We start from the raw sequence: 22375 nt of genomic DNA, 5'->3' as shown, positions 1-22375 counted from the left end.
ACCTCTCATGGCTACCAAAGTCGCCATCAACGGCTTCGGCCGCATCGGCCGCCTCGTCGCCCGCGCCATCCTCGAGCGCACCGACCACGATCTCGATCTGGTCGCGATCAACGACCTCGCCGATGCCAAGGCCAACGCGCTGCTGTTCGCCCACGATTCGATCCACGGCCGCTTCAACGGCGAAGTCACCGCCGACGGAGATGCGATCGTGGTCAACGGCAAGCGCATCGCGGTGACCAAGGAGCGCGATCCGGGCAAGCTGCCGCATGGCGAGATGGGCGTCGACATCGTGCTCGAGTGCACCGGCTTCTTCCAGTCGGACGAAGCGAGCCGCCCGCACTTGGCCGCAGGCGCCAAGCGCGTGATCATCTCCGCGCCTGCGACCGGCGTGTCCAAGACCATCGTCTACGGCGTAAACCACGAGACCCTGACGGCCGAGGACGTGATCATCTCCAACGCGAGCTGCACCACCAACTGCCTCGCGCCGGTGGCCAAGGTGCTGAACGACGCGATCGGGATCGAGCGCGGCTTCATGACCACGATCCACTCCTACACCAACGACCAGCGCATGCTCGACCAGATCCACTCGGACCTGCGCCGCGCCCGCGCCGGTGCGCAGAACATGATCCCGACCACCACCGGCGCCGCGCGCGCTGTCGGCCTGGTGCTGCCGGAGCTGAAGGGCAAGCTCGACGGCTCGTCCGTGCGTGTGCCGACCCCGAACGTCTCGATGGTCGACCTCGTCTTCGTGCCGAGCCGCGACACCACCGCCGAGGAAATCAACGCTGCGCTTAAGGCGGCCGCGGAAGGCCCGATGAAGGGCGTGCTCGATTACACCGACCAGCCGCTCGTCAGCTCGGACTTCAACCACTATCCGGCCTCCTCGACGGTCGACAGCCTCGAGACCTCGGTGATGGAAGGCAAGCTCGCCCGCGTCGTCAGCTGGTACGACAACGAGTGGGGCTTCTCGAACCGCATGATCGACACCGCCGGGGTGGTGGCGAAGTTCCTGTAATCCCTACATCAACACCGTTCGTGTCGAGCGAAGTCGAGACACCCCTCGGCACGAACGGTTCTCGACTGACGACCAAGTCGGCAGCTCATCCTGACCCTGCCGAAGGGCTCGAACCGAACGGAAACGTGGCCATGAGCTTCAAGACCCTCGATGATCTGCCCGCCGACCTCACCGGCGAAGTCGCGCTGGTGCGCGTCGATCTCAACCTTCCCATGAAGGACGGCTCGGCCACCGACGTGACGCGAGTGGAGGCGGTAAAGCCCACCATCCTCGAACTCGCCGGGCGCGGGGCCAAGGTGCTGCTGCTCGCGCATTTCGGGCGTCCGGGCGGGCAGCGGTCCTCGACCCTCTCCACCAGTATGGTGATCGGCGATGTCGAAAAGGTGATCGGCAAGGAGATCATGTTCATCCCCGAGATCGCCGGGCCGGTGGTGGCGCAGGCGGTGGAATCGATCCTGCGCCCGGGCGACATCGGCCTTCTCGACAACACCCGCTTCTGGCCGGGCGAGGAGAAGAACGATCCCAACCTTGCCCAAGCGATCGCGGCGCACGGGACGCTCTACGTCAACGACGCCTTCAGCGCCGCGCACCGCGCCCATGCCACCACCGAGGGCCTCGCGCATCACCTGCCCGCCTATGCAGGCCGCTCGATGGAAGCCGAACTCAAGGCGCTCGACGCCGCCCTGGGCGCGCCCGAACAGCCGGTCGCGGCGGTGGTCGGCGGGGCCAAGGTCTCGACCAAGCTCGCCGTGCTGGAAAACCTCGTGGGCAAGGTCCAGCACCTCATCATCGGCGGGGGCATGGCCAACACCTTCCTCGCCGCGCGCGGGGTGAATGTCGGCAAGAGCCTGTGCGAACACGATCTCGCCCCCACGGTCGCGAAGATCATGGACGAGGCCGAGCACGCCGGCTGCACCGTTCACCTGCCCTATGACGTGGTCGTGGCGAAGGAATTCGCCGCCAACCCGGCCAGCTTGCGGGTCTGCAACGTCCACGAGGTTGCGGAGGACGAGATGATCCTCGACCTCGGCCCGCAGGCGGTGGAAGCCCTGGCCGACGTGCTCAAGACCTGCCGCACGCTGGTGTGGAACGGGCCGCTCGGCGCCTTCGAGACCGAGCCCTTCGATGCCGCGACCGTCGCGCTGGCGCGCACCGCGGCGGCATTGACGCTCGAAGGCTCGCTCACCAGCGTCGCCGGCGGCGGGGACACGGTCGCGGCGCTCGCCCATGCGGGGGCTTCGGAGGACTTCACCTACATCTCGACCGCCGGCGGCGCCTTCCTCGAATGGATGGAAGGCCGCGTTCTGCCCGGCGTGGCGGCGCTCGAAGCCTGAGCATGGCTGCGAAGGAAGCCGAGATCGAGGCTCTGGCGCTCACCCTGATGCGCGCCTGGGTGGCGGGCGACGCCAAGGCAATGAAGAAGCTGCTGGCCCGCGATTTCATGATGCTGGCGGGCAGCACTCCGCCGCAACTGCTTGATCGCCCGAGCTTCCTCGCCGCGATGGAGCGCGCCTTTGCCTGCACCCGCTTCACCTTCCGCGAGGTGATCGTGCGCGCGCAGGGCAAGTCCGCCTGGTTCGTCGCGGGGGCCGAGCTCGAACTCGCCTTCGGGCAGAAGACCTGGACCGGCAGCTTCCTCGTCACCGACCTGTGGCGCAAGGGCACGATCGGCGGGTGGAAGCTCGCCGAAAGGAGCCTCGGGCGGCTCGACAGCGACGACAGCATCGCCGCCGCCATCGGCAAGCTGCAATTGTGGAAGTGAACATGAGCGAAGCGGTCGAAACCTCCTACGGCGCCCTCAAGGTGATGGATTCGGGCGAGTTCGCAGGGTGGCGCTTCTGGGAGGGCGATCCCTTCGAGACGCGCTCCGGGCCGTTCTTCTACCGCCGCGAGGAGGACGGGAGCTACGTGGCCGCTTTCCGCGCCGAGGGCCGGCACATGAACGGCGGCGGGTTCATGCACGGCGGCTGCCTGCTGACCTTTGCCGACTTCGCGCTTTTCGCCATCGCCACCGATGCCCTGAACGGCGACCATGCGGTGACGCTGAACCTCTCGGGCGACTTCCTCGGCTCGGTCCAGTCCGGCGCGCTGGTCGAGGCGCGCGGCGAGGTGACGCGGGGCGGGGGCAAGACCATCTTCGTGCGCGGCCTCGTCACCGGCGACGGCATTCCGGCGCTCAGTTTCACCGGGATCATCCGGCGGCTGTCGAAGCGCTAGTTCTTCGCGGTTGCAGCATCTGCAAGCCCTCGCTAAGGCCGCTCGCGAAGGCTTGTGCATACCTATGCAAAGACCGGATGGGCCGCACGACACCACCTCTCGCGACTTGGAGAACGCTTGCCATGAACACCCGTGAAATGACCGACCGCATCGCCACCGGACAGGGGTTCATCGCCGCGCTCGACCAGTCGGGCGGTTCGACCCCCAAGGCGCTGCGGGGCTATGGGGTCGAGGACAGCGAGTGGTCGGGCGATGACGAGATGTTCGCCCAGATCCACGCGATGCGCGCCCGCGTCATCACCAGCCCCTGCTTCGGCAGCGGCAAGGTGATCGGCGCGATCCTGTTCGAGAAGACGATGGACGGCGAGGTCGACGGCAAGCCGACCGCCGATGCCCTGAAGGCGCGCGGCATCGTGCCCTTCATCAAGGTCGACGAGGGCCTCGCCGACGAGGCCGACGGGGTGCAGCTGATGAAGCCGATGGGCAAGCTCGCCGCGCTGCTGGAAAAGTCGGTCGCGGCCGGCATGTTCGGCACCAAGATGCGCTCGGTGATCAAGGCCGCGAACCCGGCCGGGATCGCCGCGATCGTCGCCCAGCAGTTCGAGGTGGGCGCCCAGATCATCGCCGCGGGCCTCATGCCGATCATCGAGCCCGAATACGACATCACCGCCGAAGACCGCGCCGAGGGCGAGGCGATCCTGCTGGCCGAGATCACGAAGCACCTCGATGCCCTGCCCGAGGGCCAGCAGGTGATGCTCAAGCTCTCGATCCCCGCGACCGCCGGGCTCTACGCGCCGCTGATCGCGCACCCCAAGGTGCTGCGCGTCGTCGCGCTCTCGGGCGGGTTCTCGACCGACGAGGCCTGCGCGCGCCTGGCGCAGAACCCCGGCATGATCGCGAGCTTCAGCCGCGGGCTGCTGCAGGACCTGCGCAAGGGCCAGTCGGACGAGGAGTTCAACACCGTCCTCGGCAAGGCGATCGACCAGATCGCGGGCGCGAGCGTCTGACGCGCCTGCGGGCAAGGGGGCGTGACAGCAGGGGCGCGAGCCGCTAGCGAACCGCCCCCATGACCCAGACACAGCTCTACCTCATCTCCCCGCTCGATGTCGGCGGGGATTTTCCCGCCCGGCTCGAGCGCGCGCTGGCGGCGGGGGCGCGTCGGCATGGCGATCTCGTCACCGCCTTCCAGTTCCGGGTGAAGGGGCTGGACCAGCACGAGGCCGCCCGCCTCGCCGCGCCGCTCCAGGCGATCTGCGCCGCGCATGACGTGGCCTTCATCGTCAACGATTCGGTCGCGCTCGCCAAGCGGATCAAGGCCGACGGCGTGCATCTCGGGCAGGACGACGGCTCGCCCAAGGATGCCCGCGCCGAACTGGGGCGCGAGGCGCAGATCGGTGTCACCTGCCACGCCAGCCGCCACCTCGCGATGGAAGCGGGCGAGGCGGGGGCGGATTATGTCGCCTTCGGGGCGTTCTTCCCGTCGAGCACGAAGGACAAGGGCGAGGCCGAACGCCCGCTTCCCGAACTCCTCAGCTGGTGGACCCAGCTGTTCGAGATCCCCTGCGTCGCCATCGGCGGCATCACGCCCGACAACTGCAAACCGCTTGTCGAGGCGGGGGCGGATTTCCTTGCAGTCAGCCACGCGGTGTGGGGCGGAGACGAGGTCGCGGCGATCGAGGCCTTCGCCAAGGTCATGCGCGGATAGCGGCTACCCGCCGGTCAGCAACCGAGCTGGTCGGCGAGGTCGGTGAAGCTGGTCGCCGACCATTCCCACGCCTGTTCGTGATGCGCATCGGGCGCAGGGGCCCCGCCATACTCGTCGGGCCGGTCGACATAGGCGCACATCAGTCCGGCATTCCGCGCGCCGGCGAGGTCGCCGTGATGCGCAGCGACGAGGCACACCTCGCCCGGCGCAAGGCCCAGCACCTCGGCGGTGTGTAGATAGGCCCGGGGGTCGGGCTTGTAGGCGCCGCTCACCTCCGCGCCGAGGATCGCGTCCCACGGCAGGCCGGCGCGGCGGGCCATGGCGAGGATCAGCGCGATATTGCCGTTCGAGCAGGTGACGATCGGAAACCGCGCCTTGAGCCGCGTGAGGCCCTCCACGGCATCGGGCCACGGGTCGAGCCGATGCCAGGCGCGGTTCCAGTCGTCCAGCAGCGCCTCGTCGAGCCGGGCCGCATCGACGCCGCGTTCGCGCAGCGCCGTCTCGAGCATCTCGCGGTGGAGCACGTCGAGCGGAACGAAGGCCCGGCCCGATTTGCGCATCCCGATCATGGCCGCGATGTATTGCCCCCGCCAGGCATCGGCGAAGCTCTCGGCGTCTTGGGGATCCTCGCCGATCATCGCGAGGAAGTGGGCGGATTCGCGCGCGACGCTGGTGCGCCAGTCGACCACCGTGCCGAAAACGTCGAAGGCGAGGGCCTTGGGCAGGGTGCGGCTGAGTGCGGGTTCGGCCATCCTTGCTCTGCCGGTCCCGGTGTCAGACGCCGCTGTTGCCGCCGATGCGGGTGCAGATCAGCTTGCTGTCGCTCCCGTCGGGCGCGAGCTTCCTCAGCGTGTTCTCGCCCAGCACGCGGAAGCGTTCGTCCTTCTTGGGGCCGCGGGTGAAGACAAGTTCGGTGCCGCGCAGCAGGTAGATGCCGCCCCCCGCCGGGCTCTCGTAGCTCGAGGCGGTGCCGATGCGGAAGGCTTCCTCCGGCACCTCGACAAAGGCCTCGCCCCCCGCATCGCCGGGAAGCGCGCATTGCCAGTTGCCGTGGCGCAGGATGCCGAGCATCCCGCCGCTCGGCATGGCGGCGCTGCCGCCCGGACGCGAGGCCTTGCGGTCCTGGCCATGCACATCGCCCGGAAGGAAGGCAGCCATCGCGGCGGCGGAGAGAACAAGCAGGAACACGTAGCGCATCTTCATGAGGCTCCCCTACCAGCCCCGCACCGCCTGCGCCATGTCATTAACCACGCGAGGACAGGCGCGCCGTGCCGCGAGCGTGCCGCCCCGCTTGCCGACCGGACCATGCTCGGCTATGGGCGCGCATCTTTGCGGGTGCCGCGCCTGTCCGGCGGCGCACCCTCTCGCTCTTTCCACCTCGTAAAAAGGCCCACAGCCATGAAGATCAGCGGCGTCGACATCCGCCCCGGCAACATTCTCGAATACGAAGGCGGCATCTGGAAGGTCGCCAAGATCCAGCACACCCAGCCGGGCAAGGGCGGGGCCTACATGCAGGTCGAGATGAAGAACCTGCAGGACGGCCGCAAGACCAACGTGCGCTTCCGCAGCGCCGACACGGTCGAGCGCGTGCGGCTCGACACCAAGGACTTCCAGTTCCTCTATGAAGACGGCGACATGCTGGTGTTCATGGACCAGGACACCTACGAGCAGATCAACCTGCCCAGCGACCTCCTCGGCGACGCGCGCCCCTTCCTCCAGGACGGGATGCAGGTGATGCTCGAACTGTGGGACGAGAAGCCGATCAGCGTCGAACTGCCCGCGCAGATCGAAGCGACCATCGTCGAGGCCGACGCCGTGGTGAAGGGCCAGACCGCCTCCTCGAGCTACAAGCCCGCGATCCTCGACAACGGCGTGCGCATCATGGTGCCCCCGCACATCGAGAGCGGCACGCGCATCGTGGTCGACGTTTACGAGCAGGCCTACGTCGGCAAGGCGAACTGAGCGTCAAGCTCCGTTCGTGTCGAGCGAAGTCGAGACACCCTAGCGCCGAGCAAACGCCTCTCGACTTCGCTCGAGGCGAACGGCGAGGAACTGAACAATGGCAGCCATTTCCGGCCTCATCCGCGTCATGGAACGCGCCGCGCGCAAGGCGGGCGGTCGTCTGCGGCGCGACTTCGGCGAAGTCGAGCATCTCCAGGTCAGCCGCAAGGGCCCGGCCGATTTCGTCAGCAAGGCCGACATGCGCGCCGAGCGCACGCTCTATGACGAGCTTTCCGCCGCGCGGCCCGGTTGGGGCTTCGTGATGGAAGAGGCGGGTGTGATCGAGGGCGATCCGGGCATGCCGCGCTGGATCGTCGATCCGCTCGACGGCACCAGCAACTTCCTCCACGGCATCCCGCACTTCGCCATCAGCATCGCCGCGCAGGAGCCGCGGCCCGACGGCAAGGGCTGGGGCGACGTCGTCGCCGGCGTGGTCTACCAGCCGATCACCGACCAGACCTTCTGGGCGGAGAAATCGCGCGGCGCCTGGCTGCATGATGCGCGCCTGCGCGTCTCGGCCCGCTCGCGCCTCTCGGACGCGCTGGTCGCGACGGGCATTCCCTTCTTCGGCCACGGCGACTTCACCGAATGGAGCCGCATCTTCGGCGCCATCGGCCCCGAGGTCGCAGGCATCCGCCGCTTCGGCGCCGCCTCGCTCGATCTGGCCTACGTGGCGCAGGGGCGCTTCGACGGGTTCTGGGAAAGCGGCCTGTCCGATTGGGACACGGCCGCCGGCTGTCTGCTGGTGCGCGAGGCGGGCGGCTTCGTCTCCGATTTCCGGGGTCGTTCGGAAGCGATCCATTCGGCGCAGGTGCTGGCGGCGAACGATGCGCTGCACTCGAAGCTGCACAAGCTGCTCGCGGGCGCGCTGCGCTGACGAACATGCGCCGGTCATCGGCAGGTCGTTGCGCGGTCATCGCCCCGCCGTCCCGCTGCCGTCGCGGTGTTCCACTTGGAACAGCCGGGGTCATGCTTGATGCCGCGCGCAATGCGGGCTAGAGGCGCCCGGTCCGCTCCGGGGCCCCTGTGGTGGAATTGGTAGACGCGACCGACTCAAAATCGGTTATCGAAAGATGTGCCAGTTCGAGTCTGGCCAGGGGCACCACCCACTTGCGTTAGCGACAAACCGCTTGCCCGCAGCGCCAACCAGTGGCTAGCCTTGCGGGCAACGCCATGCTGGAAGCACCCTCCTATCACGCGATAGCGGCCATGGCGGTGACCATCGCCATGTTCATCGGCTTCGCCCGGGGGCGCTACCCCGAGGAGATCGTCTCGCTCGTCACCATCGCGGTGATCGGGGTGGGGCTCTACTTCGCGCCGCTGGCCGGCACCAAGCCGACCGACGGCCTCGCTCTCGCCTTCGGGGGCTTCGGCCATTCGGCGCTGATCACGATCTGCGCGCTGATGATCATGGGCCGGGGGCTGGTGGTCACGGGCGCGCTCGAACCCTTCGCGCGGCTGCTGGAAAACGTGTTCCGCCTCAATGGCCAGATCGGGCTTCTTGCGGCGCTCTTGCTGGCGTTCTTCCTGTCGATGTTCGTCAACGACACGCCGGTGATGGTGCTGCTGATCCCGATTGTCGTCGCCATCGCGGCCAAGGGGCTCATGGCCTCCTCGAAGGTGCTGATGCCGATCAACACCGCGGTGCTGCTGGGCGGCATGGCGACCACCATCGGCACATCGACCAACATCCTCGTGGTCAGCATCGCCGACGACATCGGCATGGCTCCCATCGGGGTGTTCCAGTTCACGCCGATCGTGCTGATGGCCGGGCTGGTGGCGGTGCCCTACCTGTGGCTGGTGATGCCGCGGATGCTGCCTGACAACTCGGTCCTGCCGGACAATGCCCGGCGCATCTTCCACACCCGCCTGCGCGTCGGTGCGAGCGGCGCGCTGGCGGGCGGCGACCTGTCGAGTGTCCACGCCAAGCTGCCCGAGGGGATCACCGTCCACGATGCCCCTGCCGGGCCCCTGCCGCCCCACCACAGGCTTCACATCTCGGGCACCCACGAGGCGATCGAGGAGGCCGCCCGCGCGCTCAAGGGCGACCTCGCGCCGACCTGGGTGCTCGACAGGATCCGCAGCGTGTCCAAGGCAAAGGGCGAGGACATCGTCGCCGTCGAGATGACGGTCACCGCCGATTCGCGCCTCGTGACCCGCACCCTGGCAAGCTCGGGGATCGCCGATCTCTACGGGGTCGCGGTGCTCGGCATCCACCGTCCGGCGCGCGTTCTGGGCGAGCGCGAGATCTACAGCGAGGCGGGCGATCTCAGGATCCTCGAGGGCGACGTGCTGCTGGTGATGGGCATCGAGGAGGACCTCCAGAGCTTCGCGCGCAGCGACGGACTGCTGCGGCTCGAGGGTGCCCGCGAACTGCCGCGCCGCTCGAAGGCGGTGCTGGCCGGCGCGATCATGCTGGGGGCGATCTCCACCGCCTCGCTCGGTGTGCCGTGGTTCGACAGCGCGGGCGGCTATGCGCCGATCAAGCTCCCCATCGCGATCTCCGCGCTTGCCGGGGCGATCGCGATGTTCGTGACCGGATGCGTGAAGTTCGACCGCGTGGGCCGCGCGCTCTCGGCCAAGGTGATCGTGCTGATCGCTGCGAGCCTCGCCATCGGCCGGGTGATCGACGAGAGCGGGGCGGCGGAGTGGCTGGGGCAGGCGCTCTCGCTGGGCCTTGCCTACCTGCCGCCCGCGCTGGTGCTCTCGGCGATCATGCTGTTCGTGACGCTGCTGACGAACTTCGCCTCCAACGCCACCGCCGCGACGATCGGGACGCCGATCGCCTACAGCATCGCGCTGCAGCTCGGCCTTCCGCCCGAGCCGCTGGTGCTGGCCGTGCTGTTCGGCTGCAACCTCGCCTTCGCCACACCCATCGCCTATCAGACCAACCTCCTGATCATGTCCGAGGGCGGCTACGAATTCGGTGACTATGTGCGCGCCGGCCTGCCGGTGGTGGCGCTGATGGTGACGGTGCTCTCGGTGCTGCTGGTCCTGTGGTACGGCTTGTGACGATGGGGAAGGGGAGTGCGATGATGAAGCGACGGGCATGGGCGGGGGCGAGCGCCCTCGCGCTGGTGGCGGCGCCGGCGCAGGCGGACGAGCTGCGCGATGCGGTGGCGGCGGACCTGCCGGCGCTGGTCGAGCTATACAAGGACCTCCATGCCAACCCCGAGCTGTCCTTCCAGGAGGTCGAGACCGCGAAGAAGCTCGCCGCCCGCGCGCGTGCGCTGGGCTTCGAGGTGACCGAGGGCGTCGGCAGGACCGGCGTCGTCGCGGTCATGCGCAACGGCGAGGGCCCCACGGTGATGCTGCGCGCGGACATGGACGGGCTGCCGGTGATCGAGCAGACCGGGCTCCCCTATGCCTCGAAGCGCCGCGCCGTGCCCGCGACGGGTGTCGAGACCGGGGTGATGCATGCCTGCGGGCACGACACCCACATGGCCGCCTGGGTCGGCACCGCGCAGCTGCTGAGCGAGCGGCGCGACCAGTGGTCGGGCACGCTGGTGATGATCCTCCAGCCCGCCGAGGAAATCGGCGAGGGCGCCAAGGCGATGCTCGACGACGGGCTCTACACCCGCTTCCCCAAGCCCGACTACGTGCTCGCCTTCCATGATTCGGCGCAGGCCCCGGCGGGGCATCTGGGCTATTCCAACGGCTTCGCACTCGCCAATGTCGATACGGTCGACGTGATCGTCCCCGGCATCGGCGGACACGGCGCCTCTCCGCATACGACCAAGGATCCGGTGGTTATCGCCTCCAGCATCGTGATGCGCCTCCAGACGCTGGTGAGCCGCGAGATCGACCCGCAGGAGCCTGCCGTCGTCACCGTCGGCAGCTTCCAGGCCGGCTCCAAGCACAACATCATCCCCGACGAGGCCCGGCTCCAGATCACCGTGCGCAGTTATGCCGACACGACCCGCCAGCACCTGCTGGACGGGATCGCGCGGATCGCCAGGGGCGAGGCGGTCGCCGCCGGGATGCCGGAGGACAGGATGCCCCGCGTGGTCGTGCAGCAGGTCTACACGCCGGCGACCTTCAACACCGCCGAGCTGACCACCAAGGTGATGTCCGGGCTCGAAGCGCGCTTTGCCGGCAGGGTCTCGGAGGTCCCGGCAGCGATGGCGGGGGAGGATTTCAGCCAGTACTACCGGGCCGACCGCGAGAATGTCGAAAGCCTGATCTTCTGGGTCGGCGGGGTGCCGCAGGACCGCTGGGAGAAGGCGCAGAAGGGCGAGCTGTCGCTGCCCTCGCTGCATTCTCCCTTCTGGGCGCCCGATGCCCCGGTGGTGATCGCCACAGCGACCGAGGCGCTGACGGCGGCGACGCTGGATCTGATGGCGAAGAAGGGCGGGTAGGGCGCGTCATCCATCCGACCCGTTCGCTTCGCCAGGAACTTTCGCGTCCCGCCAATAAATTCGGCCGCCGGAGCGCCCCCTCGCGGAGGCATTCCGGCGGCCGTTTCTCCTCCCCAGGAGAACTGTGAAAGCGGGTTGTTCGCCCCCTATTCGCCCGATGCGGGCACGTAGGTGCCGAGGCGGTGGTGGAGGGCGTTGATCTTGGCCAGCTCCTCGCGGTCCTCGGTCGCGCGGGCATGGCTTTCCAGCGCGCGGCGCAGGAGCTTCATGTCGGCGGTCGAGAGCAGCGCACGGGCGCGGGCGGGCTCGGTCTTGGGGGTATCGGTCTCGGTCATGTCACTCTCCGCTGGGTGATGTCACCCGCGTTTCCTTAGGCGGTTCGGGTGCATCCCGGAAGGCCGGATCGTCCGGTCCTCCCGGGATTCTCTCCCATCCCTTGAGACTTACGCCGCCTCGAACTGGTTCATCGTGTTGTGAACGCCGCCCGCCTTCAATGCGGCTTCACCGGCGAAGTACTCCTTGTGATCGTCACCGATGTCGGAGCCCGACATGTTCTGGTGCTTCACGCAGGCGATGCCCTGGCGGATTTCCTCGCGCTGCACGTTCTTGACGTAACCCAGCATCCCGGCCTCGCCGAAGTACTCGCGGGCGAGGTTGTCGGTCGAGAGCGCCGCCGTGTGATAGGTCGGCAGGGTGATGAGGTGGTGGAAGATGCCCGCCCGCGCCGCAGCGTCGCGCTGGAAGGTGCGGATCTTCTCGTCGGCTTCGTTCGACAGCTCGGTGCCGTCGTAATCGACGCTCATCAGCTTGCTACGGTCATAGGCCGAAACGTCCTTGCCCGCCGCTTCCCAGGCATCGAACACCTGCTGGCGGAAGTTCAGCGTCCAGTTGAAGCTGGGCGAGTTGTTGTAGACCAGCTTGGCGTTCGGCACGACCTCGCGGATGCGGTCGACCATGCCGGCGATCTGCTCGACGTGGGGCTTCTCGGTCTCGATCCACAAGAGGTCCGCGCCGTTCTGGAGCGAGGTGATGCAGTCGAGCACGACGCGGTCCTCGCCGGTGCCGGGGCGGAACTGGTAGAGGTTCGAGGGCAGGCGCTTGGGCGCGAGCAGCTTGCCGTCGCGGCTGATGAAGACCTGGCCGTTGGTGATGTTGGCCGGATCGACCTCGTCGGCATCGAGGAAGCTGTTGTACTGGTCACCCAGATCGCCCGGCTCCTTCGAGAAGGCGATCTGCTTGGTGAGACCAGCGCCGAGCGAGTCGGTGCGGGCGACGATGATCCCATCGTCAACGCCCATCTCGAGGAAGGCGTGTCGGCAGGCGCGGATCTTCTGGAGGAAGTCCTCGTGCGGCACGGTGACCTTGCCGTCCTGGTGGCCACACTGCTTTTCGTCCGAGACCTGGTTCTCGATCTGTAGCGCGCAGGCGCCCGCCTCGATCATCTTCTTGGCGAGAAGGTAGGTGGCTTCCGCGTTGCCGAAGCCCGCGTCGATGTCGGCGATGATCGGCACGACGTGGGTTTCGTAGTTGTCGATCGCGTTCTCGAGCCGCTTGGCCTCGACTTCGTCACCGGCCTTGCGGGCGGCGTCGAGGGCGCGGAACATCATGCCGAGTTCGCGGGCGTCGGCCTGCTTGAGGAAGGTGTAGAGTTCCTCGATCAGCGCGGGCACCGAGGTCTTCTCGTGCATCGACTGGTCGGGCAGGGGGCCGAACTCGCTGCGCAGCGCGGCGACCATCCAGCCCGAAAGGTAGAGGTAGCGGCGCTTGGTCGAGCCGAAGTGCTTCTTGATCGCGATCAGCTTCTGCTGCGCGATGAAGCCGTGCCAGCAGCCGAGCGACTGGGTGTACTGCGCCGGATCGGCGTCATAGGCTGCCATGTCGGCGCGCATGATCTTGGCGGTGTACTTGGCGATGTCGAGGCCGGTGGCGAAGCGGTTCTGGATCGCCATGCGTGCGGCGCTTTCAGGGTCAATCGCGGCCCAGCTCGGCCCATTGGCGGTGACGATGTCGCGCATCCGGGTGATGGTGTTCTGGTAGGTCATGGTCTTCTCCTGTCCATCCTGGGGAGTGGTTCGGGCCCGCTGTCGGACTCGCGCCGCTGCATGGCCTCGCTCTGCCGTGTTGCGGCGCAGCATGACAGGGAAAGTTACAAAAATTCTTGTCGCTATACGGACTTTGGCCAGCGATCTTGTGTAAATCGGTAAATTTGTTTACAAGGGCGTATGAGCGACACCAGCCTCCTCGCCGGACCCGCCCTGCGCCGCCTGCGCAAGCGCGAGGGCCTCACGCAAGCCGGCATGGCGGGCCTGCTCGGCATCTCGCCCTCCTACCTCAACCTCATCGAGAGGAACCAGCGTCCGCTCTCCGCGCGCGTGCTGGTGCAGGTGATCGAACGCTTCGACTTCGATCCGCGCTCCCTGCGCGAGGACGATGCCATCGGCGGGCTCGACGGGCTGGCGCGGCGCATGGCCGACAAGCGTTTCGCCGATCTCGGGATCGACCGCGAGGAGGTGCAGGAATTCCTCGCCGCCTCGCCCCAGATCGCCGCCGCCTTCGCGCGGCTCTACGACACCGGAGGAGGGGGAGAGCGCATCCTTGCCGAGGACGCCGCCGCCGCCGCGCGCCGCGCCGTGGAGCGTTGGCAGAACCATTTCGCCGATCTCGATCATGCCGCGGAAGACCTCGCCGACGAGCTGCGCCTCTCGCGCGGGGAGATCAGCGCGGCGCTTTCCGAGCGCCTGCGCGAGAAGCACCAGCTGCAGGTGCGCATTCTGCCGGCCGAGGTGATGCCCGGACAGGTTCACCGTCTCGATCTCCACGCCCGCCAGTTGCAGCTTTCCGAGATGCTCCCGGGCGCGGCGCGGCGGTTCCAGATCGCGCGGCAGGTGGGGATGCTCGAGATGCGCGAGGGGATCGAGACGCTGGTGGCGGGCGCGAACCTCGCCAGTCCCGAAGCGCGCGACCTCTTGCGCGAACACATCGCCGATTACCTCGCCGGGGCGCTGCTGCTCCCCTACCGCCGCTTCCTGCGCGCCTGCGAGGCGACGGGATATGATCTCGCGGTGCTGCAGCGCCGCTTTGCCGTCAGCTTCGATCAGGTCGCGCAGCGTCTTACCACGCTGGGTCGGGTGGGCGAGCGGGGCCTGCCGTTCTTCACCGCCACCATCGACCGCGCCGGACGGATGACCCACTTCACCGCCGGCGGGAGCGGCGCGCTTTACCCGCTCGAGAGCGCGCGCTGGCCCGCCTGGGTGCCCTACGCCGCCTTCGAGCGACCCGGCACGGTGCTGACCCAGGCCGTCACCTTCGGCGAGGGCGAGGCGGCGGCGCGGCACTGGTTCACCATCACCCGCACCGTGGACGGCGACGGCGTGATGTGCGCCGGGCGCCGCGCGGTGGTGCTGGGGCTTGAGGCGCGCTTCGCGGGCGATCTCGCCGACGCCCGCGGCGTCTCGCTCGACCGGGCCGACGCGGTGCCGCTCGGCACGCCATGCCTGCGCTGCGGGCGGGCCGAGTGCCTCACCCCCGCCCCGGTGCGCCTAACGGGGACCCTGCCCCGGCCGAGGCCTGCTTCGTAGCCCCGGCATTAACCCTCGCAACCCGCATGAAAGCGCGGCCCGGGCGAGCGGTGTAAAGTTTACCGACACTTAAGGTCTCGCGCCTAGAAGCGTCAGGGCATGCACCAGAGGCACCCTGCGCAATGATCCGCCTGTTCAAGCACTATATCCCGCACGCCGTGCTGCTGCTCGGCCTGCTCGATCTCGGCTTGCTGATCATCGCCAGCGAGATCGCCTGGCAGTGGCGCGCGCACCAGATCGGGATTGCGCCGGGCGCTGCGGGCGAGCGTTGGCTGCCGCTACTCGGCACCTCGGTCGTGATCTGGCTGGCGATGATCGCGGTGGGGGTCTATGGCCCCCACGCGCTGCGGTCCCTGCGCTTTGCCGGGGCGCGCGTGCTGGTCGCGATCAGCCTCGGCATCATCGCGCTGGCGGTGATCGACTTTGTCTTCCCGAGCGACATGTTCTGGCGTTCGACCCTGCTCTACACGATGGGCCTTGCCATCCTGGTGCTGGTGGCTGACCGGCTGCTGCTCAACTCCTTCCTCGGCTCCTCGGCCTTCCGGCGCCGGGTGATGGTGCTGGGCGCGGGCGACCGTGCGCAGCGCCTGCGCGAGCTGGGCGAGAGGCCCGAGACCGGCTTCGCCATCGTCGCCTACATCGCCATGAGCGACGACAACCGCGTGGTCGAGGAAGCCATCCCGCGCGCCGCCATCCATGATCTGGGGCGCTTCGTGGAGAACCTCGGCGTCTCCGAGGTCGTGCTCGCCCTGCAGGAACGTCGCAACGCGCTGCCGCTGAAGGACCTCCTGCGCATCAAGACCAAGGGTGTCCACGTCAACGATTTCTCGAGCTTCATCGAGCGCGAGACGGGCCGCGTCGATCTCGACACGGTGAACCCCTCGTGGCTGATCTTCTCGGACGGCTTTTCCAGTTCGCGGATGTTCTCGAGCGCCGTGAAGCGCATCTTCGACATTGCCGCGAGCCTCGTCCTGCTTGCCGTCACCCTGCCGGTTATCGTGGTCTTCGCCGTGCTGGTGAAGCTCGACAGCAAGGGGCCGGCCTTCTTCCGCCAGCAGCGCGTCGGGCTCTACGGCGAGCCCTTCACCCTCATCAAGCTGCGCTCGATGCGCACCGATGCCGAGAAGGACGGCGCCAAGTGGGCCGAGAAGAACGATCCGCGCGTCACCCGCTTGGGGCGCTTCATCCGCAAGGTCAGGATCGACGAGCTGCCCCAGACCTGGAGCGTGCTCAAAGGCGAGATGAGCTTCGTCGGCCCGCGCCCCGAAGTGCCCTCCTTCGTCGAGAGCCTCGAGGAGGAGATCCCCTTCTACGGCGAACGCCACATGGTGAAACCGGGCATCACTGGATGGGCGCAGATCAACTACCCCTACGGCGCCTCGGTCGAGGACAGCCGCTGCAAGCTCGAATATGATCTCTACTACGCCAAGAACTACACGCCCTTCCTCGATTTCGTGATCCTCCTCCAGACGCTCCGGGTGATCCTGTGGCCGGAGGGTGCGCGGTGATCTGGCCGGGCACCCTCGTGCCGCTGGCGGGCTTTCTCGCCTGGCTGGCCGGCGCCGTGCTGAGCGCGGGCGCGCTGCTGTGGATCTGGCGCAACGGCGAACGCGCGCGGCCCGACCGCACCGGGCTGATGGCGGCCTCGGGTGGGAGCGCGGTGTGGTGCGCGCTGGCGGCGGGGATCGGGCCGGAACACGGCGCGACGGTGCTGGCAGGAATGGTGCGCAATCTTGCCCTGATCGCCACGATCTTCTCGCTCTTTGCCGCAGATGGCCGCACCGCCAGCCTCAGGCCCGTGCGCCCGGTGATCATCGCGCTGGTGCTGGTGCAATTGCTGCAGGCGGTGGTGCTGCTGGCCGGCGGCCCGCTGGAGGGGGGGCGCGCCGCCTTCGAGGTGCGGGTGCTGATCGATATGCTGGTGGCGATCGGCGCGCTGATGCTGCTCCACAACCTCTATGCCGGGGCGGCGAGTGCGCTCAGGCCGGTGCTGCGCTGGACCGGCGTCGCGCTGGCGGGGATCTTCGCCTACGATCTCAATCTCTACACGCTCGCCTATCTCGGCGGCGAGACGCCGCGCGCGCTGGCCGATCTGCGCGGGGTGTTCGCCGGGACGATGGCGGTGATCTTCGCGCTCGGGGTGAACGCGGCCGGGCCGCGGGTGCAGTTCAGCCCGTCGCGAGCGGTCACTTTCCGCACGCTCTCGCTGCTGCTGATCGGGGGCTATCTTGCCGGCATGGTACTGGTCGCCAAGGCGCTGGCGCTGCTCGGCGGCGACGTGGCGCGCGCGGGACAGGTGGTGTTCGTGGTCGCGGCGATCGTCGCGGCCGGGGCGGCGCTGCCCTCGCCGCGCATGCGCGCCTGGCTGCGGGTGATGGCGACCAAGCACCTGTTCCAGCACCGCTACGATTACCGGCAGGAATGGATGCGCTTCACCCGCACCATCGGTCGCGGGGGAACTGGCGGCGCGAGCCTCGAGGAACGCGTGGTCAAGGCGCTCGCCGACATCACCGAAAGCCCGGCCGGACTGCTGCTGATGCCCAACGAGCAGGCCCAGCTCGAACTCACCGCGCGCTGGAACTGGCCGACCCTCGCGGTCCCGGCGGTGGCGGGCGATTTCGCGCTTTCGGCGCTGCTCGAACAGCACAACCTCGTTCTCGCGCTCGACGAGGCCCGCGCGGGGATCGACCACCACGGCGAGGCGCGCGAGGTACCCGCGTGGCTGCGCGATGCCGATGATGCCTGGGCGATGGTGCCGCTGATCCATTTCGACCGCCTCGTGGGGGTGATCGTGCTCGCCCGCCCGCGCAGCCCGCGCCATCTCGACTGGGAGGATTTCGACCTGCTGCGCGTCGCCGGGCAGCAGCTGGCGAGCTACCTTTCCGAACAGGCCGGGCAGCAGGCGCTGATGGACGCGAGCCGGTTCGACGAGTTCAACCGGCGCATGGCCTTCGTCATGCACGACATCAAGAACCTCGTAAGCCAGCTCTCGCTCCTCGCCGCCAATGCCGAGAAACACGCCGACAATCCCGCCTTCCGCGCCGACATGCTGGTGACGCTGCGGAACTCCGCGGACAAGCTTTCCGCGCTGCTGGCGCGGCTCGGGCGCTATGGCGCGGGGCAGGTGGCGGAGCTGGCGCCGATCGACCTGATCGACCTCGCCCGCGCAGTGGCCGGGCGTTTCGCGGGGGTACATCCGGTGGCGCTGTCCCGCGAGGCGCCGGTGCGGGTGATGGGCAACCGCGAGGCACTGGAACAGGCGCTGATCCACCTTGTCCAGAACGCCATCGACGCGAGCGAGCCGCAAAGCCCGGTGTTCCTCGACGTCACCAGCGAGGGCCTCCACGGCACCATCGAGGTCGTCGACGCCGGCAAGGGCATGAGCCCCGAATTCGTGCGCACCGGCCTGTTCAAGCCCTTCGTCTCCTCCAAGCACGGCGGCTTCGGCATCGGCGCCTTCGAGGCGCGCGAACTGGTGAAGGCGATGGGCGGGCGGATCGCGGTCGAGAGTCGCGAGGGGCTGGGGACGCGCTTTGCCGTCGTCCTCCCGCTCGCCGAGGCGGTGCGCCTGCTCGATGCGGGCGCGCAAGGCCATCAACCCGTTCAGGAGGCCATGTGATGGCGGACAGGAAACCCGTTCTGCTGGTGATCGAGGACGATCCCGGCCTGCAGGCCCAGCTCAAATGGGCCTATGACGATTTCGAGGTGGTGATCGCCGGCGACCGCGACAGCGCCATCGCCGCGCTGCGGTCCGAGGCGCCGGGCGTGGTGACGCTTGATCTCGGCCTGCCGCCCGATCCCGACGGCACCACCGAGGGCTTCGCCGTGCTCGACGCGATCATGGCGCTCAAGCCCGACACCAAGGTGATCGTCGCGAGCGGCCACGGCGCCCGGGAAAGCGCCTTGGCGGCGATCGCGCGGGGCGCCTACGACTTCTACCAGAAGCCGATCGACATCGACGCCCTGGGCCTCATCGTGCGCCGCGCCTTCAATCTGCGCGCCATCGAGGAGGAAAACCGCCGCCTCGTCGCCTCGGCCAGCGCCGACAAGACCGTGCTCGGCCGGATGATCACCGGCGCGCCCGAGATGGTGAAGGTCGCGCGCACCATCGAACGCGTGGCGCGCACCAGCGTTTCGGTGATGCTGCTCGGCGCGAGCGGGACTGGCAAGGAACTGCTCGCCAAGGGCCTCCACGAGGCGAGCGACCGCGCGAACGGGCCCTTCGTCGCGATCAACTGCGCGGCGATCCCCGAGAACCTCCTCGAAAGCGAGTTGTTCGGCCACGAGAAGGGCGCCTTCACCGGCGCGGTCAAGACCACCGAGGGCAAGATCGAGAGCGCCGACGGGGGCACGCTGTTCCTCGACGAGGTGGGCGACATCCCCCTGCCGCTCCAGGTCAAGCTGCTGCGCTTCCTTCAGGAACGCACGATCGAGCGGGTCGGCGGGCGCAAGGCGATTGCGGTCAACACCCGCATCGTGTGCGCCACCCACCAGGACCTCGAGAGCATGATCGCTGCCGGGGCCTTCCGCGAGGACCTGTTCTACCGCCTCGCCGAGATCGTCGTGCGCATCCCCGGCCTTGCCGAGCGTCACGGCGATCCCGTGCTGCTGGCGAAGGCCTTCCTCAAGCGGTTCGCCGCCGAGATGAACCCCGCCGTCACCGGCTTCGCCCCCGACGCGCTTGCCGCGATCGACGCGCATGACTGGCCGGGCAACGTCCGCGAATTGGAAAACCGAGTGAAGCGGGCGGTGATCATGGCCGACGGCAAGCTGGTCAACGCCGAAGATCTCGATCTGGCCGGAGCCGAGGACGCGGAGGCCGACGTGCTCAACCTCAAGGCCGCCCGCGAGGCGGCGGACCGCAAGGTGATCCGCCACGCGCTCGCCCGCAGCGAGGGCAATATCTCGAGCACCGCCAAGCTGCTCGGGATCAGCCGCCCGACGCTCTACGACCTGCTCAAGCAATATGATCTCCAGACCTAGGGCCTTCCCCGTCCTTGCCGCGGTGGCGCTCGCGGGTTGCTCTGCCGATGGCGGGGAGGACGCGGCCGCGCGCCTCGCCGCCGCCGATCCGGCGGTGCGGCGGCTGCTGGCCGATGCCGATGCGGCGATGGCGGCAGTGGCGCTCTCCGATGCCGGGACGAAGCTCGACGAGGCGCGCGCCCTCGCGCCCGATAGCCCCGACCTGTGGCTCGCCATCGCCCGGCTGCGGCTGCGCGGCGGCGAGCACCTGACCGCGATCGAGGCCGCCGACCGCGCGCTCGCCATCGCCCCCGACCATGCGCCTGCCCTGCTGCTGCGCGCCCTGACTGTGCGCGACGCCCACGGCGCGACCGAGGCGCTGGTGTGGTTCGAGGCGGCGCGCAAGGCCGATCCGGACAATCCCGATATCCTCGCCGAATATGCCGCCACGCTCGGCGACAGCGGCGCGGCAGGCGCGATGCTGGCGATGGTGCGCGATCTGGCGGAGGCCGCGCCCGGCGATCCGCGCGTGCCCTATCTCCAGGCAGTGCTTGCTGCCCGCGGAGGCAAGTTCACCATTGCCCGCAGCCTCCTTGCGCGCAGCGGCATGGCCGCCCGGGGCGTGCCGGCGGCGCTGCTGCTCGATGCGGTGATCAGCCTCGAGGAAGGCAATGCCGACAGCGCCGCCGCGACGCTCGAAGGCCTCGCCGCCCGCCAGCCCGGCAATGCACGGGTGCGCGAACTGTTCGCCCGGGCGCTGCTCGTGGGTGGACGCGAGGCCGAGGTGATCGCGCGCCTCGGCGCCGAGGCCGAAAGTGCCGACGCGTCGGCCTACCTCCTCATGCTGGTCGCCCGCGCGCACGAGCGCCTCGGCGACCGGGCCGCTGCCGCGCCGCTGCTGGCGCGGGCCTATGGCGGGGGCACACCGGGGGCCGTGGTGCTGCCGGCGCGCGAAGGCCTGCCGCCGGCGACGGCGGGGGTGCGCGCGGCGCTTGCCGCCGGCAAGGCGCCGGCCGGGCGCGATCAGGCGCTGGCCTTGCGCAGACGTTTCCCGGCCTCGGCCGATGTCGCGGTGCTGGCGGGTGACGCGCTGCTTGGCGCAGGCGACGTGCGCGCGGCGCTGGCGGACTATGCCCGCGCGTCGCGCTATCGCCGCCCCTGGCCGCTGACCCGCAAGGTCGCGTGGACCTTCGACCGCGCGGGCGATGCCGCCGCGGCGGACCATCTGCTGGCGCGTCACGCGGGCGGGGAGCGCAGCAATGCGAGCGCCCTCGTTGCCCTCGCCGAACGCCGGGCAGCGCGCGGGGACTGGCAACGCACGGCGCTGCTGCTCGATCACGCGGCGGTGCTGGGCGCCGGGCACGATCCCGCGCTGCTCGCGCTGCGGCTGCGCGCGTCCCGCGAGGCGAAGGCGACGGATGACGAGCAACGACTTGCCGCGACCCTCGCTGAGGTGCGGCCTGTGCCCCTCGCGCTGCGCTGAGCGCCGGTCGCTCTCGACATTGCCGGGCGGGCAGGGCAGGGGCCTTGGCCTGATGTCCAAGCCCTCCGCTCCGCGCGCGCCCTTCCTGACCGATCCGATGATCGCGGTTCTCGTGATCGCGACCGTGCTCGCGCTGGTTCTGCCGGCTGCGGGGGAAGCACGCGCCACGGCGACGAGCGTGTCCAACGTCGGCATCTTCGTCCTGTTCCTCGTCAACGGGATGCGCATCCGCCGCTCCGAGATCGCGCGGGGGCTGGCCAACTGGCGCTATTTCGGGCCGTTGATGCTGTTCGTGTTCGGCGGCATGGCGCTGGCGGGGGTCGGCTTCGCGCACCTTGCCGCAGGCCTGCTGCCGCCGCTGGTTGCGCTCGGTTTCGTCTATCTCGGGGTGCTGCCCTCGACCGTGCAATCGGCGACCTCCTATACCAGCCTTGCCGAAGGCAATGTCGCCCTGTCGGTGGTCGGCGCGGCGCTGATCAACATCGCGGGCGTCTTCGTCAGCGCCCCGCTGTTCGCGCTGCTGGGCGGCGGAGGCGCGGGCGAGATCGGCAGCGAGGCAATTCTGCGCATCGGCCTGATCCTCATCCTGCCCTTTGTGCTGGGGCAGATCGTGCAGGACCGCGTGATCGACCGCATCGCCCGGCACCGCGCGCGGATCGCGTGGCTCGACCGGGCGGTGATCGGGATCGCGGTCTATGTCGCCTTCTCGGGCGCGGTCGAGCAGGGGCTGGCGACGATGTTCGCCGCGTCCGACTGGGCGGTGCTGGTCGTGCTGGTGCTGGCGATGCTGGCGCTGGCGCTCGGCGCGGCGTGGGGCATGGCGAGCCTGCTCGGCCTGCCCCGGCCCGACCGCATCGCCTTCCTGTTCGCCGGATCGCAGAAGAGCGTCGCCATCGGCGCGCCGCTCGCCGCGATCCTGTTCCCGCCGGCGAGCGCGGGCTTCGTGATCGCGCCGCTGCTGCTCTACCACCTCGCCCAGCTGGTTCTGGCCGCGCCGCTGGCGACCCGGCTAGCGCAGGGGGGCGGGGCCGAGGTGTTTCCTACAGGGCGCTGATC

20 protein-coding genes and 1 tRNA gene are annotated in these 22375 nt (G+C 69.0%); 17 read left to right on the top strand and 4 right to left on the bottom strand.

The window, feature by feature from the left end:
• Window positions 1-7: 7 nt before the first annotated feature.
• From gap to thiE, 6 genes are all read left to right on the top strand, one after another.
• Window positions 8-1015 carry a type I glyceraldehyde-3-phosphate dehydrogenase gene (gene gap / locus ACMX37_RS08675; protein WP_483145546.1) on the top strand — a complete coding sequence of 336 codons (1008 nt, stop codon included), beginning with the start codon at window positions 8-10 and terminating at the stop codon, window positions 1013-1015.
• Between the two features lie 131 nt (window positions 1016-1146).
• Complete coding sequence (locus ACMX37_RS08670) at window positions 1147-2349, top strand: phosphoglycerate kinase (RefSeq protein WP_483145545.1); 1203 nt, start codon at window positions 1147-1149, stop codon at window positions 2347-2349.
• A 2-nt stretch (window positions 2350-2351) separates the two neighbouring features.
• Window positions 2352-2777, top strand: coding sequence for a YybH family protein (locus ACMX37_RS08665; RefSeq protein WP_483145544.1), 426 nt, complete (start codon window positions 2352-2354; stop codon window positions 2775-2777).
• A 2-nt stretch (window positions 2778-2779) separates the two neighbouring features.
• Window positions 2780-3232, top strand: coding sequence for a PaaI family thioesterase (locus tag ACMX37_RS08660; protein WP_483145543.1), 453 nt, complete (start codon window positions 2780-2782; stop codon window positions 3230-3232).
• A 122-nt stretch (window positions 3233-3354) separates the two neighbouring features.
• Window positions 3355-4239, top strand: a complete 885-nt coding sequence (locus ACMX37_RS08655; RefSeq protein WP_483145542.1) for a fructose bisphosphate aldolase — start codon at window positions 3355-3357, stop codon at window positions 4237-4239.
• Window positions 4240-4298: 59 nt separating this feature from the next.
• Entirely contained in the window at window positions 4299-4937 is a 639-nt protein-coding gene (gene thiE, locus ACMX37_RS08650) for a thiamine phosphate synthase (RefSeq protein WP_483145541.1), read from the top strand.
• A gap of 14 nt (window positions 4938-4951) precedes the next feature.
• On the opposite strand, the gene ACMX37_RS08645 is transcribed toward thiE, so the two are convergent.
• Window positions 4952-5689 carry a haloacid dehalogenase type II gene (locus ACMX37_RS08645; protein ID WP_483145540.1) on the bottom strand — a complete coding sequence of 246 codons (738 nt, stop codon included), beginning with the start codon at window positions 5687-5689 and terminating at the stop codon, window positions 4952-4954.
• A gap of 22 nt (window positions 5690-5711) precedes the next feature.
• Window positions 5712-6140: an elongation factor P gene (locus ACMX37_RS08640; protein WP_483145539.1), complete on the bottom strand. Its 429-nt coding sequence runs from the start codon at window positions 6138-6140 to the stop codon at window positions 5712-5714.
• Between the two features lie 195 nt (window positions 6141-6335).
• Between ACMX37_RS08640 and efp the strand changes: the two genes are divergently transcribed.
• From efp to ACMX37_RS08615, 5 genes are all read left to right on the top strand, one after another.
• The gene (efp, locus tag ACMX37_RS08635; RefSeq protein ID WP_088914183.1) at window positions 6336-6899 is read left to right on the top strand and encodes an elongation factor P; all 564 of its coding nucleotides are present in this window, start codon (window positions 6336-6338) and stop codon (window positions 6897-6899) included.
• 97 nt (window positions 6900-6996) lie between these two features.
• Window positions 6997-7815, top strand: a complete 819-nt coding sequence (locus tag ACMX37_RS08630) for an inositol monophosphatase family protein (RefSeq protein ID WP_483145538.1) — start codon at window positions 6997-6999, stop codon at window positions 7813-7815.
• A 143-nt stretch (window positions 7816-7958) separates the two neighbouring features.
• Window positions 7959-8043, top strand: a tRNA-Leu gene (locus tag ACMX37_RS08625).
• A 68-nt stretch (window positions 8044-8111) separates the two neighbouring features.
• Entirely contained in the window at window positions 8112-9950 is a 1839-nt protein-coding gene (locus ACMX37_RS08620) for an SLC13 family permease (RefSeq protein WP_483145537.1), read from the top strand.
• Between the two features lie 23 nt (window positions 9951-9973).
• Entirely contained in the window at window positions 9974-11296 is a 1323-nt protein-coding gene (locus ACMX37_RS08615; protein ID WP_483145536.1) for an amidohydrolase, read from the top strand.
• Between the two features lie 146 nt (window positions 11297-11442).
• Here the strand turns inward: ACMX37_RS08615 and ACMX37_RS08610 are convergent, their stop codons facing one another.
• Together ACMX37_RS08610 and ACMX37_RS08605 are read right to left on the bottom strand one after the other, a co-directional pair.
• Window positions 11443-11631 carry a hypothetical protein gene (locus tag ACMX37_RS08610; protein ID WP_088914187.1) on the bottom strand — a complete coding sequence of 63 codons (189 nt, stop codon included), beginning with the start codon at window positions 11629-11631 and terminating at the stop codon, window positions 11443-11445.
• A gap of 108 nt (window positions 11632-11739) precedes the next feature.
• Window positions 11740-13338, bottom strand: coding sequence for an isocitrate lyase (locus ACMX37_RS08605; RefSeq protein WP_483145535.1), 1599 nt, complete (start codon window positions 13336-13338; stop codon window positions 11740-11742).
• 180 nt (window positions 13339-13518) lie between these two features.
• Here ACMX37_RS08605 and ACMX37_RS08600 point away from each other — a divergent pair, with 180 nt between their 5' ends.
• The 6 genes from ACMX37_RS08600 to ACMX37_RS08575 all read left to right on the top strand — a co-directional run bounded on the left by ACMX37_RS08600 (window position 13519) and on the right by ACMX37_RS08575 (window position 22373).
• Window positions 13519-14874, top strand: coding sequence for a helix-turn-helix domain-containing protein (locus ACMX37_RS08600; protein WP_483145534.1), 1356 nt, complete (start codon window positions 13519-13521; stop codon window positions 14872-14874).
• 122 nt (window positions 14875-14996) lie between these two features.
• Window positions 14997-16382, top strand: a complete 1386-nt coding sequence (locus ACMX37_RS08595; RefSeq protein ID WP_483145533.1) for a TIGR03013 family XrtA/PEP-CTERM system glycosyltransferase — start codon at window positions 14997-14999, stop codon at window positions 16380-16382.
• A complete protein-coding gene (gene prsK, locus ACMX37_RS08590; RefSeq protein WP_483145532.1) occupies window positions 16361-18493 on the top strand; it encodes an XrtA/PEP-CTERM system histidine kinase PrsK in 2133 nt (710 codons plus the stop codon). The genes ACMX37_RS08595 and prsK overlap by 22 nt, the downstream gene beginning before the upstream one ends.
• The gene (prsR, locus tag ACMX37_RS08585) at window positions 18493-19857 is read left to right on the top strand and encodes a PEP-CTERM-box response regulator transcription factor (protein WP_483145531.1); all 1365 of its coding nucleotides are present in this window, start codon (window positions 18493-18495) and stop codon (window positions 19855-19857) included. Before prsK ends, prsR begins: the two co-directional genes overlap by 1 nt.
• Window positions 19841-21319 carry a hypothetical protein gene (locus ACMX37_RS08580; RefSeq protein ID WP_483145530.1) on the top strand — a complete coding sequence of 493 codons (1479 nt, stop codon included), beginning with the start codon at window positions 19841-19843 and terminating at the stop codon, window positions 21317-21319. The genes prsR and ACMX37_RS08580 overlap by 17 nt, the downstream gene beginning before the upstream one ends.
• A 52-nt stretch (window positions 21320-21371) precedes the next feature.
• Window positions 21372-22373, top strand: a complete 1002-nt coding sequence (locus ACMX37_RS08575) for a bile acid:sodium symporter family protein (RefSeq protein ID WP_483145529.1) — start codon at window positions 21372-21374, stop codon at window positions 22371-22373.
• The last annotated feature ends 2 nt before the right edge of the window (window positions 22374-22375 follow it).

It is taken from the genome of Porphyrobacter sp. THAI-01a, assembly GCF_056868655.1.
Note: the sequence above shows the minus strand (reverse complement) of the source record. Positions and strands in the feature narration are given on the sequence as shown.

Bases quoted from the DNA above. Each gene is read 5' to 3' on its own strand.
- thiE (WP_483145541.1), top strand. From the start codon at position 4,299: ATGACCCAGACACAGCTCTACCTCATCTCCCCGCTCGATGTCGGCGGG.
- prsR (WP_483145531.1), top strand. From the start codon at position 18,493: ATGGCGGACAGGAAACCCGTTCTGCTGGTGATCGAGGACGATCCCGGC.
- ACMX37_RS08575 (WP_483145529.1), top strand. From the start codon at position 21,372: ATGTCCAAGCCCTCCGCTCCGCGCGCGCCCTTCCTGACCGATCCGATG.
- ACMX37_RS08640 (WP_483145539.1), bottom strand. From the start codon at position 6,140: ATGAAGATGCGCTACGTGTTCCTGCTTGTTCTCTCCGCCGCCGCGATG.
- ACMX37_RS08630 (WP_483145538.1), top strand. From the start codon at position 6,997: ATGGCAGCCATTTCCGGCCTCATCCGCGTCATGGAACGCGCCGCGCGC.
- ACMX37_RS08645 (WP_483145540.1), bottom strand. From the start codon at position 5,689: ATGGCCGAACCCGCACTCAGCCGCACCCTGCCCAAGGCCCTCGCCTTC.
- ACMX37_RS08605 (WP_483145535.1), bottom strand. From the start codon at position 13,338: ATGACCTACCAGAACACCATCACCCGGATGCGCGACATCGTCACCGCC.
- ACMX37_RS08580 (WP_483145530.1), top strand. From the start codon at position 19,841: ATGATCTCCAGACCTAGGGCCTTCCCCGTCCTTGCCGCGGTGGCGCTC.
- ACMX37_RS08655 (WP_483145542.1), top strand. From the start codon at position 3,355: ATGAACACCCGTGAAATGACCGACCGCATCGCCACCGGACAGGGGTTC.
- ACMX37_RS08615 (WP_483145536.1), top strand. From the start codon at position 9,974: ATGAAGCGACGGGCATGGGCGGGGGCGAGCGCCCTCGCGCTGGTGGCG.
- gap (WP_483145546.1), top strand. From the start codon at position 8: ATGGCTACCAAAGTCGCCATCAACGGCTTCGGCCGCATCGGCCGCCTC.
- efp (WP_088914183.1), top strand. From the start codon at position 6,336: ATGAAGATCAGCGGCGTCGACATCCGCCCCGGCAACATTCTCGAATAC.
- ACMX37_RS08660 (WP_483145543.1), top strand. From the start codon at position 2,780: ATGAGCGAAGCGGTCGAAACCTCCTACGGCGCCCTCAAGGTGATGGAT.
- ACMX37_RS08595 (WP_483145533.1), top strand. From the start codon at position 14,997: ATGATCCGCCTGTTCAAGCACTATATCCCGCACGCCGTGCTGCTGCTC.
- ACMX37_RS08620 (WP_483145537.1), top strand. From the start codon at position 8,112: ATGCTGGAAGCACCCTCCTATCACGCGATAGCGGCCATGGCGGTGACC.
- ACMX37_RS08665 (WP_483145544.1), top strand. From the start codon at position 2,352: ATGGCTGCGAAGGAAGCCGAGATCGAGGCTCTGGCGCTCACCCTGATG.
- ACMX37_RS08610 (WP_088914187.1), bottom strand. From the start codon at position 11,631: ATGACCGAGACCGATACCCCCAAGACCGAGCCCGCCCGCGCCCGTGCG.
- ACMX37_RS08670 (WP_483145545.1), top strand. From the start codon at position 1,147: ATGAGCTTCAAGACCCTCGATGATCTGCCCGCCGACCTCACCGGCGAA.
- ACMX37_RS08600 (WP_483145534.1), top strand. From the start codon at position 13,519: ATGAGCGACACCAGCCTCCTCGCCGGACCCGCCCTGCGCCGCCTGCGC.